Raw genomic sequence first — 15,441 nt, 5'->3', positions numbered from 1 at the left:
TATCAATCAATTTTTTTGACACTAAAATGTGATCAAAAAATAGGTTGTTTTGACATTTTCGGCAAATAAGAATTTGGATTGAAAAAAGGCACAATTGGACAACTTAAATGTTTTGAATCATCCGTTATTGATTAATTATGCATAGAATAAAATTGTGACGTTGCCAGCAGATTATTATTTCAGTTCCACAAGAAATTATGCTGCATTAGAAAATGAATTAGAGGTAACTTAATTAGATCTACTTTAGTTGGCAATTGGAATGGACACAGTTTGCAAAACTGCCCTAACGATTATGGTAAATTCGGATAGCTATTTCCAAATATTTACGGCGATGGCAAATAGCTTGAATGTTAAGAAAATTAACCGAAATATTGATTAGAAATATATGTAAAAATGCTTTTAAAAAAAATTAAATTTAATTTAAATCAAACAAATTTACACTCTGACTGACCAAATCGTTAAACTAAAAACATGTTTCAATTCAACCGCAACTATTTTGTGATTACCATTTTGCTTTTTCTGCTGGAAATTGAAATTGCTTTGTATGTTCATGACAACTTTATAAGACCTTATTTTGGCGATTTTTTAGTAGTGATTCTGCTCTATTGTTTTCTGAAATCCTTTGTAAAAGTATCCGTTTGGGTAGCCGCAGCTCTTGTTTTGGTTTTTTCATTTGCTATCGAAACCGCACAATATTTTAATTTGGTTGAAAAACTAGAATTACAGCATTCAAAAATTGCTAAAATTGTTCTTGGAAATTCTTTTGCGTGGATGGATTTGCTTGCATATACGTTGGGTATTTTAGCTGTGATTAGCATGGAGAAAATTTTATTTAAAACGAAAGACTAGAAAGCAATAATTACTACGAGCTCATACTAAAACAATCAAATTCTTGTAAAAATAAAGTACGTTTTTAAGAACCAATACTAAAAACTTTAAAAATTTAATTCAAAAATTACTTCCTCTGCTTCTTAGTCTGCTCATATAACGGATTGGGATTCGCTTTTTTTACGACTACCATTTGGTTTATTGCTGTTGGTCATGGTATTCCAAAAATGATCGAGCAAATGAATAGCACAACGGAATTTAGTGATCCAATTGGCATCAGAGTTCTCGAATTATAGGCTTTAACTGTTTTTGCCGAAGTTTTGTGCTCCGTATAAATAGTAATAGGATTTTGGACCAGACTGGCTTTAATTCCACTTATTATTACAATGGCAGTTGCCGTGTTTATTGTTCACATGAATAATGGACTGGAAACTATTGAATTAACAATACTCTATTTGCTATCCTATTGCGCTCTGCTTTTATGGGAAAGTGGTCAATATTCTGTTGATGCAATTTTGAAAAGAAAATCATAAAACAATTATTCTTAAAATTTTAATAATACAACCTTAGTTGTACTGTTTACAAGGTATAATTAAAGTTTTACTTTTTGTGCAATTTCATAAAAGCAATTATCTCATCAAAGCGGTTGCTCCATGGCGAGAAATACTGAAGCACCATCGGAACGTGCCTTTTATTCAATTTAATTGGCTTCACATCAGGTTGGAATGGTTGCAAAGCATCTATAAAACGGCTATTGGCAATTTTTATGGAATTATACGTTTTATCTCCTACATAAATTAAAAAGGGAGGCGTGTTTTTGTTTAAAAAATAGATTGGAGAAGCATCTTTCCATTGCTCAGGATTTGAGGTCCAAGTAGTGAGATAATCGTCTTTTGCCGTTGGCGGATTTCCTTCCAAATAATTTTTCATATCTAATCCTGCCGCATCGTTGAGGATGATTCCAGCAATACTTCCGGAAGCAATTCCGAATTTTGGATTCATAACCGCCAAAGCACCAAGATGCCCACCTGCAGAATGACCGCTAATATAAATCATCTTGGGATTACCATTGTATTGGCTGATGTTCTTTTTTGTCCACTGGATTACGGACACAATCTGCCGTGACATGTCATCATACGTAGCATCAGGACTTAACGTATAATCCGGGATAACCGTAATGACTGCTTTGCTGGCAAAATTCCTGCCCAGTAAATCATACGTTCCTTTCCTGCCATTGTTCCAATTTCCTCCGTGCACAAAAATTAAAACAGGTACTTGCGCTGCACTTGATTTTCGAGGCGCAAAAACATTTAGTCGGGGTGCTTTTGGGATATTTTTATTCGCAGATTCTAAATACGAAATATCAGTACTTTTTTTCGCACCGCAATTGACCAACATAAAAGCACTCAATAAAACGATGATGACACAAGAGAAACGCATATATATTTTTTACAAATATAAAATTAAAAAAAGTAGTCTCGGCACCGCTTATTCTAAAAACACAAAACAGAAATTAAGCGAAAAATACAAATACTTTTTTTATTTGACTTTCAAAACTATATAGTTCTAAACAAAAGAAGCTGCCCTTTGGAACAGCTTCTTCGTATTTATCGGTAATTGATTAGTTAAATTGTGAAGCCACATATTCAATTAAACTTTCGTCGTTCATTTTATTAGACGTACTTTGTTTCGTCTCTACATCTTTATATTGTGGAGTTTCACTCAAATATTTAATAAATTGTTCTTGAGCTATTCCAGGACCTGTTACGTGTAATTCATCAACATTTTGCATGTGAGAAGTGATGCTTTTGAATAATTTGTGAAGTGAATCTCGTTCAGCATTATTAGCTGCATTTTCATTTGAGTTACCACCTTGACCTTCTTCTTTTTCGTGCCCTAAAACTACGAAATCTCCAGAATCTACATTTTCTTTACCTACAATAATTGCATGATGTGAATCCATCCAAACTCCAAATTGTTTTTTACTTTTCTCTGACATTATTTTTTATTTATTTGTTTAATACTTTTAGTTTTAAATCGTCAAAAAGTATGCCGTGAAAGCTTAAATACTTTTTCTTTTAAAAACAAGATATTATTGTCAGTTATTCAGGCCCTGCCTTTAACAAAAAATTTAAGATTGACTGAAATAAATTATAGGTAAAAATTAATGAAATATAGCTACCTTTATTATCGCCCTGTAATAAAAAATTGCTAACCAAAATATTCTGAAAATATTGGATTTATAAAATCATTTTTTTCTAATTTATTAATTTATTGATGGCAACTTTTAATAAAAAACTCAATATCTCTTTGTGTGACAAATGACACCAAAAACCAACTCTGTAATTGTAATTTTGTACCATTCAAACAGCTTTAAAAACGCGCAAATATCTTAAAAATAAAATTATGGAATTATCAAAAATAATAAGAGAAAAACTGGGAACGATTGTCGATGTGCGTTCCTATGATGAATTTATGGGTGGCCATGTTGCGGGTTCATTCAATATTCCGTTGAATGAAATTCCGCATAGAATGCACGAAATACAGGAGCTCAAAGCGCCTTTGATACTGTGTTGTGCCTCTGGAAATAGAAGTGGCCAGGCGCAAGTGTTTCTGACCGCACATGGTGTCGAGTGTTATAACGGCGGTTCGTGGCTGGATGTGAATTACCTTCAATCTCAATCTGAATAAAATGATAGAAAGACTCAAAAAGTTATTCGGACTTGGTCCCAAAGTGAACTATCCGGAATTAGTGCAAAACGGAGCCATTATCGTTGATGTGCTCAGCAAAGCGGAATATTCAGCGGGGCATATAAAAGATTCTATTAATATTCCTGTTGATGCGCTACGCAATAATCTGTACAAACTGAAAGATAAAAACCAACCTATAATTACGTGTTGCGCTTCAGGAATGCGAAGTGCTTCGGCAAAAAGTATTTTGAAATCAAATGGATATACAACAGTTTATAATGGTGGTGGATGGAGCAGTCTTAGAAATAAAATAAGCTAAAAAAAAACTAATTTATTAGCGATGACGCTTGATGAAAAGAAAAAAACAGATGCAACATCAACAGGAATTGCCATGTCGACTATCAACAAACAAACCTGAAGAGCGGATGCAATTACAAATATTAAATGATAATTTTAATATCAAAACAGCATTACTAACTGTTTTCCAATAAGTAAGAAGCCCGCTAAATGCGGGCTTCTTTGTGAATTATAATCTGACTTGAATAAAAATGTATTGTATTTTTTCAGCTAACGAAAAATTTCTATTATTCAGCCATGGCCGGATAATCAGTATATCCTTTCACTGTGTCAGTGTAAAACGTACTTTGGTCTGGTGTGTTTAATGGCGCATCAGCTTTAAAACGAGCCACTAAATCCGGATTCGCAATAAAGGGAACTCCATAAGCAACAAGATCAGCGTAACCGTCTTCAATAACTTTGATACCCGTTTCTTTAGTAAAACTTTTATTGATGATTAAAGTTCCTTTGTAAAACGGTCTGAAATGTTTGGCCACTTCAGTAACTGCGAAAGGCACATCATCCACTGGCGTAAAAGGCTCCGTTAAATGCACATACGCTAAACCATAATCATTCAAACGGTTTACAATATATTCATGCGTTGGAATTGTCTCTTCATCCAGCATCATTCCCTGCGCATTGTGCAATGTAGGATTCAATCGAACGCCAACTTTAGAATAATCAATAACACCTTCTAAAGCATCAAGAATATTAAATAGAATTCGGGATTTATTTTCAATAGAACCACCGTATTCATCGGTACGATGATTGGAATAACCATTAAAAAACTGTTGCAACAAATACCCGTTGGCAGCGTGCAATTCGATTCCGTCAAAACCTGCAGTCATAGCATTTTTTGCTCCGTTTTTGAAATCTAGAACGGTTTGTTTAATGTCTTCAATCGTCATTTCTTTTGGAGTCACCGTATCTACAAAACCATCTTTGGTGTAGGCTTTTGCATGAGGATTCAGCGCTGAAGGTGCGTGTGCTAATTCGCCATTATGTAAATCCGGATGCGACAATCGTCCCGTGTGCCACAATTGCGCAAATATAGTTCCTCCTTTTTCGTGTACTGCTTTTGTAACCAGTTTCCAACCTTCAGTTTGTGCTGCACTGTAAATTCCGGGCACATTGATAAAACCAATTGCTTTTGTACTTACAAAAGTTCCCTCAGAAACAATTAAACCTGCTGTAGCTCTTTGCGCATAATATTCTGCCGTAAGTGCTGTAGCAACATTTCCTTCATTATTAGAACGGCTTCGCGTCATTGGTGCCATTACCATTCGGTTTTTTAAAGTATTGCTTCCTAATGTATAGGGTTGAAATAAAATTGATTTACTCATTTGATTTTTTGTTAAAAATTAGTAGTTTATGTTTGTGCGATACTGGCTTTCAAACCAATACTTGTAAAAAGAGTCCAAATAGTTTTTAAGGTTTCTTCATCATTTCCTTTCAAAAGAACGGAATTTTCTACTTCATCCATTGATTCGAAACTCTGAACAACTTTAGAAAAAGGAAACAAATGGTGTAATTTGTCAAGAGTACTTTCGAAATTAATCGTATTCTTTTCGTTTACCAAAACAACTACGATTTTACCCGTAGCGACTTTTCTGATTTTTTTAATAAAATTGTCATCAGTTCCCGTAGCATTTGAAAGTATAATAATATCCGCCTCCCAACTTGCATTAGTTGGACAAATCATCATCTCCGCATTTGCCTTAGGATACTCTAAAAGTATTTGGGCATGAACCTCATTCACTACAACAGCATCATGATCAAAAAGCAAAACGGGATTGGTTTTGGCAATTTGCTTCGCCAGAAAAATACTTTTGGTTTCTGAAACTCCAAGGACTGCAAATGTTCTTCTATTTGACATCAACTTTTATTTACGTGGCAAATTTAAGGCTGTACGGCTAAAGTTTCAGTTGATGTAAAACAAGAAATTCTATTGATGTAAATCAATTAAAATTACCTCCGATTGTTAATTTGTTTGCGAACCCTACTCAATGTTTCGGGTTTAAGTCCAAGGTAAGAAGCGATCATGTGCTGTGGAACACGTTTTACAATTCCGGGATAAGCAATTCCTAAATTGATATATTTTTCTTCGGCGGTTTCTGTTAAGGCCGAATTTATTCTGGCTTGATTTGCGATATAGGCATTTTGCAATAACAAGCGTTGGTATCTTTCGAACATGGGGATTTTATCCATCAAAGATTCTCTGGCAGCTGTCGTCAGCAAAAGCAGTTCAGAATCTTCAAGCGCTTCAATAGTATAAATAGAGTTACTGTTGGTCAGAAAACTGGACAAATCAGTAATCCACCAGCCTTCAATTGCAAATTGTACGATGTGTTCATTTCCTTTTTCATCCATGGAAAAAGAGCGAAGAATTCCTTTTTCAATAAAAGCATTGTAGATGCAAATATCTCCTTCTTGCAACAGGGTTTGTTTTTTGCGCAACTTTTTAGGGATAAAAAAAGTTTTACACAACTCCATTTCTTCTTGAGTCAGCATCACTTTTTCCTGAATGCTTTTGAATAATTGTTGAAACATGGCTGCAAGGTACTAAATACTCAATAATTCAGGGAGAATTTTATTGTTGCTAAAATTAAAATCCTTAATAACTATTGATAAATCTAAAAATGGAACCTTATATTAATCAAATTATCTGATTATATTTGCACAGTCTAATTTTAACACACAAATGAAACCGAACACACAACAATTAAACGATTTAACAATCCAAGTCAGAAGAGATATTCTTCGAATGGTACACGCAGTCAACTCAGGTCACCCCGGTGGTTCTCTAGGTTGTACTGAATTTCTTGTAGCCTTATACCAAAATATAATGGAGCGTAAAGAAGGTTTTGACATGGACGGTATTGGTGAAGATCTTTTCTTCCTTTCAAACGGGCATATTTCACCAGTATTCTACAGTGTTTTGGCAAGAAGCGGTTATTTTCCAGTTTCAGAACTGGCTACTTTCCGTTTGATCAATTCAAGATTACAAGGGCATCCAACTACACATGACGGATTACCGGGAGTTCGTATTGCGTCTGGTTCTCTTGGACAAGGATTATCAGTAGGGATTGGTGCTGCACAGGCAAAAAAATTGAATGGTGACAACCATATTATTTATACGCTTCACGGCGATGGTGAATTGCAGGAAGGTCAAAACTGGGAAGCGATCATGTATGCTTCTGCAAAAAAAGTGGACAACCTTATCGCTACAATCGATTTAAACGGAAAACAAATAGATGGTTCTACTGATGAAGTTTTAGCTATGGGAAGTGTCCGTGCTAAATTTGAAGCTTTTGATTGGGATGTTTTAGAAATTGAAAAAGGAAACGATATCGAAGCTATTATTGCTGGTATGAACGACGCCAAATCAAGAACTGGAAAAGGAAAACCAGTTTGTGTATTGTTGCACACTGAAATGGGTAATGGTGTAGATTTTATGATGTACAGTCATGCTTGGCACGGTAAAGCACCTAATGATACGCAACTTGAAATTGCTCTAGGTCAAAACTATACTGAAGGAGAAAGCGACTATTAAATAATTATGAATTATAAATTATAAATTATGAGTTCTCATAATCGTTTAATTTATAATTTATTCAATTAAGAAAAAATGAAAAAATATACAAATACAGGAAGTAAAGATACGCGTTCAGGTTTTGGAGCGGGAATGACTGAATTAGGTAAAAAAAACGAAAATGTTGTGGCACTTTGTGCAGATTTAATAGGATCCTTAAAATTTGACGATTTTAAGAAAAACCATCCAGAGCGTTTTTTCCAAATTGGAATTGCGGAAGCCAACATGATTGGAATTGCTGCAGGTTTAACCATTGGAGGAAAAATTCCTTTTACCGGAACTTTCGCTAACTTTTCTACAGGAAGAGTGTACGATCAAATTCGTCAATCGGTTGCGTATTCAGAGAAAAACGTGAAAATTTGTGCTTCACATGCCGGGTTAACTTTAGGAGAAGACGGTGCAACACACCAAATCCTGGAAGACATCGGCTTAATGAAAATGTTGCCGGGAATGACTGTGATTAATACGTGTGATTACAACCAGACAAAAGCAGCTACATTAGCAATTGCGGATCACCACGGTCCTGTTTATTTGCGTTTTGGTCGTCCGGTTGTGCCTAACTTTATGCCAGCTGACGAGCCTTTCGAAATAGGAAAAGCAATTGTTTTAAACGAAGGTTCTGATGTAACTATTGTAGCTACAGGACATTTAGTTTGGGAAGCGTTAGTCGCAGCTGAAGCATTAGAAGCACAGGGAATTTCGGCTGAAGTAATCAATATTCATACGATCAAACCATTGGATGAAGAAGCTATTTTGAATTCACTGGCTAAAACAAAATGTATTGTTACCGCTGAGGAACATAATATTCTTGGTGGTCTTGGCGAAAGCATTTCCAGAATCTTAGCCTTGAACAGTCCGTTACCGCAAGAATTTGTGGCGGTAAATGATAGCTTTGGAGAATCCGGAACACCAGAACAATTAATGGACAAATACAAATTGAACAATCAAGCGATTGTTGAAGCTGTAGAAAGAGTGATGAAAAGAAAATAATCTCTTCATTTTATACCAAAAAAAAACAGTTCAATTGAGATTGAACTGTTTTTTTTTGAATTGTATTTTTTAATTACATTTTACTAAATGTCTTTTTATCCTTGCGGGATCGGTCGTATTTCCGTTACAAGCAGGAATAGATTCAAAAGGAATCAAAACACCATTAGCACCTGTTATTTCTAATTTCGTACTTAGTCCATCAGCATCATCATCAACATCTAAAAAATTTGGAATTCCATCTTTATCAGTATCATCCGGATTTGCGACACCAGTTGCAAAAACACTCATATAACCATCCCCATCCAAATCCTCTTGAAAATTCTTAATTCCATCACCATCCGAATCGACTCTGCTAATTTCATATAATTTAATACTAAAAACCAAGGGCGCATACTCTGGAATAGAGACTTTTCCTGAATTATAATATCCTAATCCCGAAGGAATAAAAAGAACTCCAGCTCCAAAATCTTTGTAAGAAATGGTACCGTCATTATTAGATGAATACGTTCCTGATTTAAATTCTGGAAAAGTTTCTCCCCAACCAGTAATAGTCGTCGTTAGATTAAAAAACTGTTGCGGACTCTTAGATTCTTCGAAAAAAGTAGCGGTTAACGTTTCCACTTCGGCAACTTTTTGACGGGATAAATAATCTCCCTTATAAGAAGTTAGTATCTCGTCTGTATTTGTAGGTGATATTCCTGTTCCTGCTCTTAAAACCAAATAATATAGTTTATAAGTAATGTCGTGAAGTTTTACATTTCTACTCAAAAGTTTGGGATACGTTGCTCTATTCAAATAAGAATAAATAGAAGGTTGTGTTCCGCCTGTTACAATCTTAGTAAATGTAACATCTTGATCGTCTTGAAAACCAGCGTGGTTAACAACTGTAATATAATATGTTTTTAAATACTCTTCAATATCCGTTAAATCAGTTGCATACTGTACTGCATAGTCTCTTGGTGGGGTGATTTCTGCTGGGGCATCATCCTTTGAACATGAAAATAAAGAGACGGTTGTAATTAATAGAATAAAATAATACTTAAATTTGTTCATTATAGCTAATTTTTTAAGTGCGCAAGATACAATATTGATTGATTTTTGTAAACAATTTAACTCCGATTTTAGAAAATTTATGAGAATAGATAAATATTTATGGTGTATGCGGTACTACAAAACCAGAAACATGGTTACCGAAGCCTGTAAGAAGAATCACGTAACGGTAAACGGTCTAGTTGCCAAACCTTCAAAGGAAGTTTTTCCTACTGATAAAATTACTTTTAGAAAAGACCAAATTACCCAAATCATTACGGTTTTGGACATTCCTGAAAATCGTGTCGGGGCAAAATTGGTTGACATTTACAGGCGAAACGATACTCCGGCAGAAGCGTATCAACATCTGGAACTTTTAAAATTATCAAAAGAACACTATCGAAAAAATGGAACCGGAAGACCAACTAAAAAAGACCGAAGAGACATTGATGAATTTGGGAATGAAATAATTACTGACGACGACACCAAATAAAAAACAGGACTTAATCTATTAATCTAAGATCTTAATTGGCGGTAACTTAAAAAAATAAACTAAAATAATGAGCAGAAATATCATCTTAACGAAACAAGAAATAGAGCATAAAATAAAAAGAATTGCATACCAAATCTATGAAACCTTTGTAGACGAAGAAGAAATTGTAATTGCCGGAATTGCCACTAACGGTTTTATATTTGCAAAAAAAATCGCATTGGTTCTGGAATCCATATCGCCCATTAAAGTTTCGCTTTGCGAAGTGCAAATCAACAAACAAAATCCGCAATCGCCCATTAACACTTCCTTAACAAAAGAACAATACGCTAATAAAGGCTTAATTCTGGTTGACGATGTATTGAATTCAGGAACAACACTAATTTACGCAGTAAGGCATTTTATTGACGTTCCGTTGAAAAAACTTAAAACAGCGGTTCTCGTTGACAGAAACCACAAAAAGTATCCGGTAAAAGCAGATTTCAAGGGAATATCGCTTTCTACCTCATTACTAGAACACGTGCAAGTTGTTTTTGATGAAGACAATGATGACTGTGCGTATTTAAGCTAAAATGGCAACAATATCTAAAACCGTCTGATCAATGGTTTTATAATCAACTACCACTTTGTATTGTGCCTGATTGTAATAAAAGCTTCGATCAAAAAGATGTTTTGCAATAAACTCTTTCATTTCGTCCTCGTTTTTAGCGGCAATAAGAGGACGTTTGCTTTTATTATGATTCAATCTACTAAATAAAGTCTGAATTGACGCTTTAAGATAAATAGAAACAACATTATCGCCTTTTAGTAACTCATGGTTATCGGCATAACATGGCGTACCTCCGCCCAATCCTATAATTAATTGCTCCGGCGAATTCAATAATTCGACTAAAACTTCATGTTCTAACTTTCTAAAATATATTTCTCCATGTTTCTCAAAAATGACATTTATGGATAAATTTACTCTCTCTTCAATTTTTTTATCCAAATCCACAAAAGGAATTCCGATATTTTTGGACAGATTATTTGCAATTGTGGACTTACCACAACCCATGTAACCCAATAATATAATTTTTTTCATCTGAATAAAACCTTACAAATTAAGGTGTTGAGTAATTTTGTTTAAAAAAGACAAATTTATAATAAAATTGCTTTGAAAACTCCAAAATAAGTCCTTATATTTGCACCCGCATTCAAGGAAAGAATATGACTCGATAGCTCAGTTGGTAGAGCACATCACTTTTAATGATGGGGTCCTGGGTTCGAGCCCCAGTCGGGTCACAATTTTAGTGATCAACACATAATTTTCTTGAAAGCATTGACTCGATAGCTCAGTTGGTAGAGCACATCACTTTTAATGATGGGGTCCTGGGTTCGAGCCCCAGTCGGGTCACAAAAAGGTCGAGTAATTTATTACTGGACCTTTTCTTTTTTAAGGCCACGTGGAGAAACGGTAGACTTGCCAGCTTGAGGGGCTGGTGCTCGCAAGGGCGTGCGGGTTCAAATCCCGCCGTGGTCACTTTAAAAGCCTATTTATAAGGCTTAACAAAGGTTTTAGTCAACATTTAGTCAACCAAGTTGAAAAGTGTAGACTAAAGCCTTTTTATTTATTCCAAATTTACATTCTTAAACAACAGATAAAGCATTGTTTTTTTTATATAAAATGCCTTTACTTCAGGTATATCTTCAAAACTACAATTACTGTTTTTCCTTCTATCAAGATTGCAAAATTTATTTTATAAGCAAAGATTTTATTGCTACCCATCTCTAATAATTTAATTCACTTTGTTGAATTATTCTTTTTACTACTTTAAAAACATAACCACAAAATCTATTATCATGAAAAAAGAAATTATTCAATTTGATATTATTAGCGTGGAGGATTTTAAGGACGAAATTATAAAAGAAATTATCATAGCACTAAAAGACATCATACTTCCTATTCAAGAAATCAATGAAGATAAATTATTAACAAGAAAAGAGATCGCAAAAATGCTCTCTGTTTCTCTCGTAACTTTATGCGATTGGGAAAAGAAAAATATCATTCAATCCTATCGTATTGGCAATTTGGTTCGGTATAAAAAAAGTGTCATAATAAAAGCAATTAATTAAAAAAAACAATTTTTAGAACCACGGAATAAGTCTAAAAGTTGAAGCAATACTATTCTCTTCCTGCCGCTCAACTTTAATTAAATTTGTTCACGTAGTCGTTAACAAATTTCAAAGCTGCATTGAAAAACAATATTACTTGTAAGAATAACCAACCGTAAACCCGTCAAAAGCCGTTGACGGTTATGAAATCGCCCGTTGACGGAGCCGTTAACGGAACCGTCAACGGAATTTCTAAAAGGTTCTATTTTTTTACCTATTTACTTCAATCAATATCACTAAAAGTGAGTATTGCAAAATCGGTCAAAACCGCATTAATTTACAAATCAAAAAAAAGTCAAATTTAGTCATTTTTGAAAAAATTAGAGGAAGCAATAAAATTCTTAAAGCAATAAAATTCACAACAATTACTTTACAACATATTCAAATTTTGAATAGTTTAAATAGTTAAAAATATTTAGTTTTACAAGTCGAGATATCATACAAGATATAGAGCCATAAAAATAAAATACATCCCTAAAATAAATGACCACCGATAAAATTAAGCCTGGAATTATTGTTAACATGCGAAACCGCCTCTGGAGAGTAGACGAATTTGACGGTATAGAAGTTGTAGCAACTCCAATTACAGGCAACTCCGATGACCAGAAAACATTTTTAGCAGATATTGAAGATATCAGCGAAGAAAGATTTGAAAGTATAAATGCTAATTTACCAGGGGATTTAACTGCACAAAGGTTGCTTTTAAGAGCCTATCAATTTGATTTAATACATGGTTCTGCTCCGTTTCTTAGCCTACACCGTTCTTCTATTGTTCCTTATAATTATCAAATGGTACCGTTGGTATTGGCTCTGGAAAATCCAAATACCAGGATGTTAATTGGAGATGATGTTGGTTTAGGAAAAACAATTGAAGCAGGACTTATTATATCGGAACTAATTCAACGTGGTAAAGTAAAGCGAGTACTTTTCCTAACTCCTGCAAACCTTAAACCACAATGGAAAGAGGCATTAGAATATTTCTTTCACATTAAAGCAACAATCATAGATTCATATTCTAGAAAGGAATTTGAAAAAGAATTACCTGCAGGGGCTAATCCTTGGCAATATTTCCAATTTGTGATTGCTTCTGTCGATTACGCGAAATCACCCGATATTAAACAACAGATATCTGAACAAGATTGGGATTTTATGCTAGTGGACGAGGTCCATTTATGTGCAAAACCACACAGTAAATCAAACGTTACTAAGCAGCAAAAAAGATATGAATTGGTAAAAGATTTAGGGAAAAAAATTCCTAATGTATTATTTCTTACCGCAACACCTCACAACGGGTATTCAGACTCCTTTGCTAGTATTCTTGAAATCTTGAATCCTGAAATAGTAACTAGAAAAAGTAATGGTGATATCACTTTTGACAAAAACAAAGCCCGTTATAACGTAATTCAACGTAATAGAAAGAAATTAGAAGCCTGGTATAAAAAACAGGGTAAAAATTCCCCTTTTCCAAAAAGAGACCAAAAAGAAGTTATCATTGATCCAAAACCTAATGGTAAACTAATTCAATTACTGGATGCCGTGGAACGATATGGTGATTTTATTTTAAAATCAGCGCAAGAAAACAATTCAAATGGAGGCAAGAATATTGCGAATTGGGTAGCAATCCATCTTCAAAAAAGAGCTATTAGTTCACCATATGCTGTTTTAAAATCTTTGGAGAATAGAATCGCAACAATTGAAAATAATGTTGATAATATTACTGTCAATGATGCAGAAACACTTGAAAATTATGTCTTCGATTTTGTATCCGATGATGAAAGAGTTTCTGACGAAATGGCATCATTAAAATTAGATTTCGAAGCACTAAGTAGTAATGAAATCGAAGAGTTAAAATCCATTATAGAATTTGGAAAGACCCTAACTCCTAAAGATGATGAAAAACTACAAAATCTTAAAAATGTTATTCTCCCTGAATTAATGGCAAAAGATCCAAAAGTCATCGTCTTCACCAAATATAAAGACACGCTTGATTATTTGGAAAAAAACTTAAAAACCAAAGAATTTGATACTTTCATAATGCATGGTGACATGAGTTTGATGAGTAGAACAGAAATATTTGGGAAATTTGACAGAGCTAAAAGAGCTATTCTAATTGCAACAGATGTAATTTCAGAAGGTTTGAACTTACAGCGTCTTGCTTCTAATATCGTCCATTATGAATTGCCTTGGAATCCTAATCGATTGGAACAACGTAATGGTCGTATTGATAGAATTGGTCAAAAACGAGAAACTGTTTGCATAAGAACTTTAGTAGTTGACAAAACTTTAGACAAGGAGATTTTAGATTTATTGTTAGAAAAAACCAAAACAATTGAAATCGACCGTGATTATGCAGCTGCATTTTTTGGTGATGAAGAATATTTAAAAAGTATCATATTTGAAGCTTCTTCCAAAAAAAGAAGTAAAAAGAAAAATGTGCCCGATGGTCCTGATTTATTCTCAACAGTAGGAGTTGATGAAACAAAGAAAGCAGTAAGACAATCATTTTCTTTCCCTGAAGAGGATAAAAAACGTAAAATGAAAATTGAAGAAGAATCATTTTACAGTAGCCTTGATATTGAATTACCTGAAATAGATAAACGAATTGAAGAAACAAAACGAATCGTCGGTTCACAAGATCAAGTATTGATTTTTGTGAAATCAGCTTTAGCAAGATTCAATTCGGCTTTAATTGATAAAGGTTCGGGATTTTATGAAATAACAATTAATGATGACCGACTAGTCCTGCAACGTTTTGGAGATACTATTAAAAAAGTAACTTTTGATCCTGAATTAGGTTTAACAAATCCTGACGCAATAATTTTAGATGCTGGACATCCATTCGTTCGTAAATTAATTGAATTAGTAAAAGCCGAATTCTTCACCAACAAAGGATTGTATGGACGCAATGCCTACTTTTTTAGTGATGAAGTAGAATCAGTTCATTACAATTACAATTTCTTAGTTCGTTTTACAGTCGGTATTAAAGAGAAAAGAGTAATCGAAGAATTAGTCTCGCTAACTGTTGATAGTTATTCTGATAAAGAAATCAGTAACACCAATTTTTCGCCAGCAACTACAACAAGAAATCTATCGCAATCTGATTTCACAGAATACATTAATGAAGCATTACAATTAGCTAGTTTAGACAAAATCATTCAAAATAAAATTGAAGAGCTACGATTTAAACTGATTAACGAAAGACAGGAGCTTTACAAAAAAATATTAATAGAAAGTAAAAACTCATCCCAACCAACTTGGTTAGATGACATTATTTACATTGAAAAAGCAGGTTATGATTTGTTAACAGTAACAATAATCCAACCTCTTAATTAAA

Annotated in this window: 18 protein-coding genes and 3 tRNA genes; 14 read left to right on the top strand and 7 right to left on the bottom strand. The window is 33.9% G+C overall.

The window, feature by feature from the left end:
• The first annotated feature begins 471 nt into the window (after positions 1-471).
• The 3 genes from BMZ76_RS12220 (at position 472) to BMZ76_RS15930 (ending at position 1,361) form a co-directional block, all read left to right on the top strand.
• Positions 472-849: a ribosomal maturation YjgA family protein gene (locus BMZ76_RS12220; RefSeq protein ID WP_091206939.1), complete on the top strand. Its 378-nt coding sequence runs from the start codon at positions 472-474 to the stop codon at positions 847-849.
• 143 nt (positions 850-992) lie between these two features.
• Complete coding sequence (locus BMZ76_RS16320; protein WP_262987287.1) at positions 993-1,124, top strand: hypothetical protein; 132 nt, start codon at positions 993-995, stop codon at positions 1,122-1,124.
• A 90-nt stretch (positions 1,125-1,214) separates the two neighbouring features.
• Complete coding sequence (locus tag BMZ76_RS15930) at positions 1,215-1,361, top strand: hypothetical protein (RefSeq protein ID WP_167547460.1); 147 nt, start codon at positions 1,215-1,217, stop codon at positions 1,359-1,361.
• Between the two features lie 67 nt (positions 1,362-1,428).
• Here BMZ76_RS15930 and BMZ76_RS12215 read toward each other — a convergent pair whose 3' ends face one another.
• Entirely contained in the window at positions 1,429-2,268 is an 840-nt protein-coding gene (locus tag BMZ76_RS12215) for an alpha/beta hydrolase (protein ID WP_091206937.1), read from the bottom strand.
• A 181-nt stretch (positions 2,269-2,449) separates the two neighbouring features.
• Positions 2,450-2,827: a hypothetical protein gene (locus tag BMZ76_RS12210; protein ID WP_091206935.1), complete on the bottom strand. Its 378-nt coding sequence runs from the start codon at positions 2,825-2,827 to the stop codon at positions 2,450-2,452.
• A gap of 407 nt (positions 2,828-3,234) precedes the next feature.
• Here BMZ76_RS12210 and BMZ76_RS12205 point away from each other — a divergent pair, with 407 nt between their 5' ends.
• Both BMZ76_RS12205 and BMZ76_RS12200 read left to right on the top strand, forming a co-directional pair.
• The gene (locus BMZ76_RS12205; RefSeq protein ID WP_091206933.1) at positions 3,235-3,519 is read left to right on the top strand and encodes a rhodanese-like domain-containing protein; all 285 of its coding nucleotides are present in this window, start codon (positions 3,235-3,237) and stop codon (positions 3,517-3,519) included.
• A 1-nt stretch (position 3,520) separates the two neighbouring features.
• Positions 3,521-3,838, top strand: coding sequence for a rhodanese-like domain-containing protein (locus tag BMZ76_RS12200; RefSeq protein ID WP_091206930.1), 318 nt, complete (start codon positions 3,521-3,523; stop codon positions 3,836-3,838).
• Between the two features lie 265 nt (positions 3,839-4,103).
• Here BMZ76_RS12200 and BMZ76_RS12195 read toward each other — a convergent pair whose 3' ends face one another.
• The 3 genes from BMZ76_RS12195 to BMZ76_RS12185 form a co-directional block, all read right to left on the bottom strand.
• The gene (locus tag BMZ76_RS12195) at positions 4,104-5,198 is read right to left on the bottom strand and encodes an alkene reductase (protein WP_091206927.1); all 1,095 of its coding nucleotides are present in this window, start codon (positions 5,196-5,198) and stop codon (positions 4,104-4,106) included.
• Positions 5,199-5,224: 26 nt separating this feature from the next.
• Positions 5,225-5,731: a hypothetical protein gene (locus BMZ76_RS12190; protein ID WP_091206924.1), complete on the bottom strand. Its 507-nt coding sequence runs from the start codon at positions 5,729-5,731 to the stop codon at positions 5,225-5,227.
• Positions 5,732-5,823: 92 nt separating this feature from the next.
• Positions 5,824-6,405, bottom strand: a complete 582-nt coding sequence (locus BMZ76_RS12185) for a Crp/Fnr family transcriptional regulator (RefSeq protein WP_091206921.1) — start codon at positions 6,403-6,405, stop codon at positions 5,824-5,826.
• 151 nt (positions 6,406-6,556) lie between these two features.
• On the opposite strand from BMZ76_RS12185, the gene BMZ76_RS12180 reads away from it, so the two are divergent.
• Both BMZ76_RS12180 and BMZ76_RS12175 read left to right on the top strand, forming a co-directional pair.
• Positions 6,557-7,408 (top strand): transketolase, encoded by an 852-nt coding sequence (locus tag BMZ76_RS12180; protein ID WP_091206918.1) that lies wholly within the window; start codon positions 6,557-6,559, stop codon positions 7,406-7,408.
• Between the two features lie 75 nt (positions 7,409-7,483).
• Positions 7,484-8,437: a transketolase family protein gene (locus tag BMZ76_RS12175; protein WP_091206915.1), complete on the top strand. Its 954-nt coding sequence runs from the start codon at positions 7,484-7,486 to the stop codon at positions 8,435-8,437.
• A gap of 69 nt (positions 8,438-8,506) precedes the next feature.
• On the opposite strand, the gene BMZ76_RS12170 is transcribed toward BMZ76_RS12175, so the two are convergent.
• A complete protein-coding gene (locus BMZ76_RS12170) occupies positions 8,507-9,490 on the bottom strand; it encodes a BamM family beta-barrel-assembly machinery protein (RefSeq protein ID WP_091206911.1) in 984 nt (327 codons plus the stop codon).
• Between the two features lie 79 nt (positions 9,491-9,569).
• Between BMZ76_RS12170 and BMZ76_RS12165 the strand changes: the two genes are divergently transcribed.
• Together BMZ76_RS12165 and BMZ76_RS12160 are read left to right on the top strand one after the other, a co-directional pair.
• Entirely contained in the window at positions 9,570-9,959 is a 390-nt protein-coding gene (locus BMZ76_RS12165) for an RNA-binding S4 domain-containing protein (RefSeq protein ID WP_091206972.1), read from the top strand.
• A 67-nt stretch (positions 9,960-10,026) separates the two neighbouring features.
• Complete coding sequence (locus tag BMZ76_RS12160) at positions 10,027-10,527, top strand: phosphoribosyltransferase family protein (protein ID WP_091206905.1); 501 nt, start codon at positions 10,027-10,029, stop codon at positions 10,525-10,527.
• Here BMZ76_RS12160 and BMZ76_RS12155 read toward each other — a convergent pair.
• Positions 10,519-11,037 (bottom strand): shikimate kinase, encoded by a 519-nt coding sequence (locus BMZ76_RS12155; protein ID WP_091206901.1) that lies wholly within the window; start codon positions 11,035-11,037, stop codon positions 10,519-10,521. The genes BMZ76_RS12160 and BMZ76_RS12155 overlap by 9 nt on opposite strands.
• 127 nt (positions 11,038-11,164) lie before the next feature.
• Between BMZ76_RS12155 and BMZ76_RS12150 the strand changes: the two genes are divergently transcribed.
• The 5 genes from BMZ76_RS12150 to BMZ76_RS12130 all read left to right on the top strand — a co-directional run bounded on the left by BMZ76_RS12150 (position 11,165) and on the right by BMZ76_RS12130 (position 15,440).
• Positions 11,165-11,237 (top strand) — tRNA-Lys (locus BMZ76_RS12150).
• Between the two features lie 39 nt (positions 11,238-11,276).
• A tRNA-Lys gene (locus BMZ76_RS12145) sits at positions 11,277-11,349 on the top strand.
• Between the two features lie 43 nt (positions 11,350-11,392).
• A tRNA-Leu gene (locus tag BMZ76_RS12140) sits at positions 11,393-11,475 on the top strand.
• Between the two features lie 320 nt (positions 11,476-11,795).
• The gene (locus tag BMZ76_RS12135) at positions 11,796-12,068 is read left to right on the top strand and encodes a helix-turn-helix transcriptional regulator (protein WP_091206896.1); all 273 of its coding nucleotides are present in this window, start codon (positions 11,796-11,798) and stop codon (positions 12,066-12,068) included.
• Positions 12,069-12,590: 522 nt separating this feature from the next.
• On the top strand, positions 12,591-15,440 hold the full coding sequence (locus tag BMZ76_RS12130) for a helicase-related protein (protein WP_091206893.1): 2,850 nt from the start codon (positions 12,591-12,593) through the stop codon (positions 15,438-15,440).
• The last annotated feature ends 1 nt before the right edge of the window (position 15,441 follow it).

This window comes from Flavobacterium xueshanense, from assembly GCF_900112975.1.
Classification (GTDB): Bacteria; Bacteroidota; Bacteroidia; order Flavobacteriales; family Flavobacteriaceae; genus Flavobacterium; species Flavobacterium xueshanense.
This window is presented reverse-complemented; position numbering and strand designations above follow the sequence as displayed.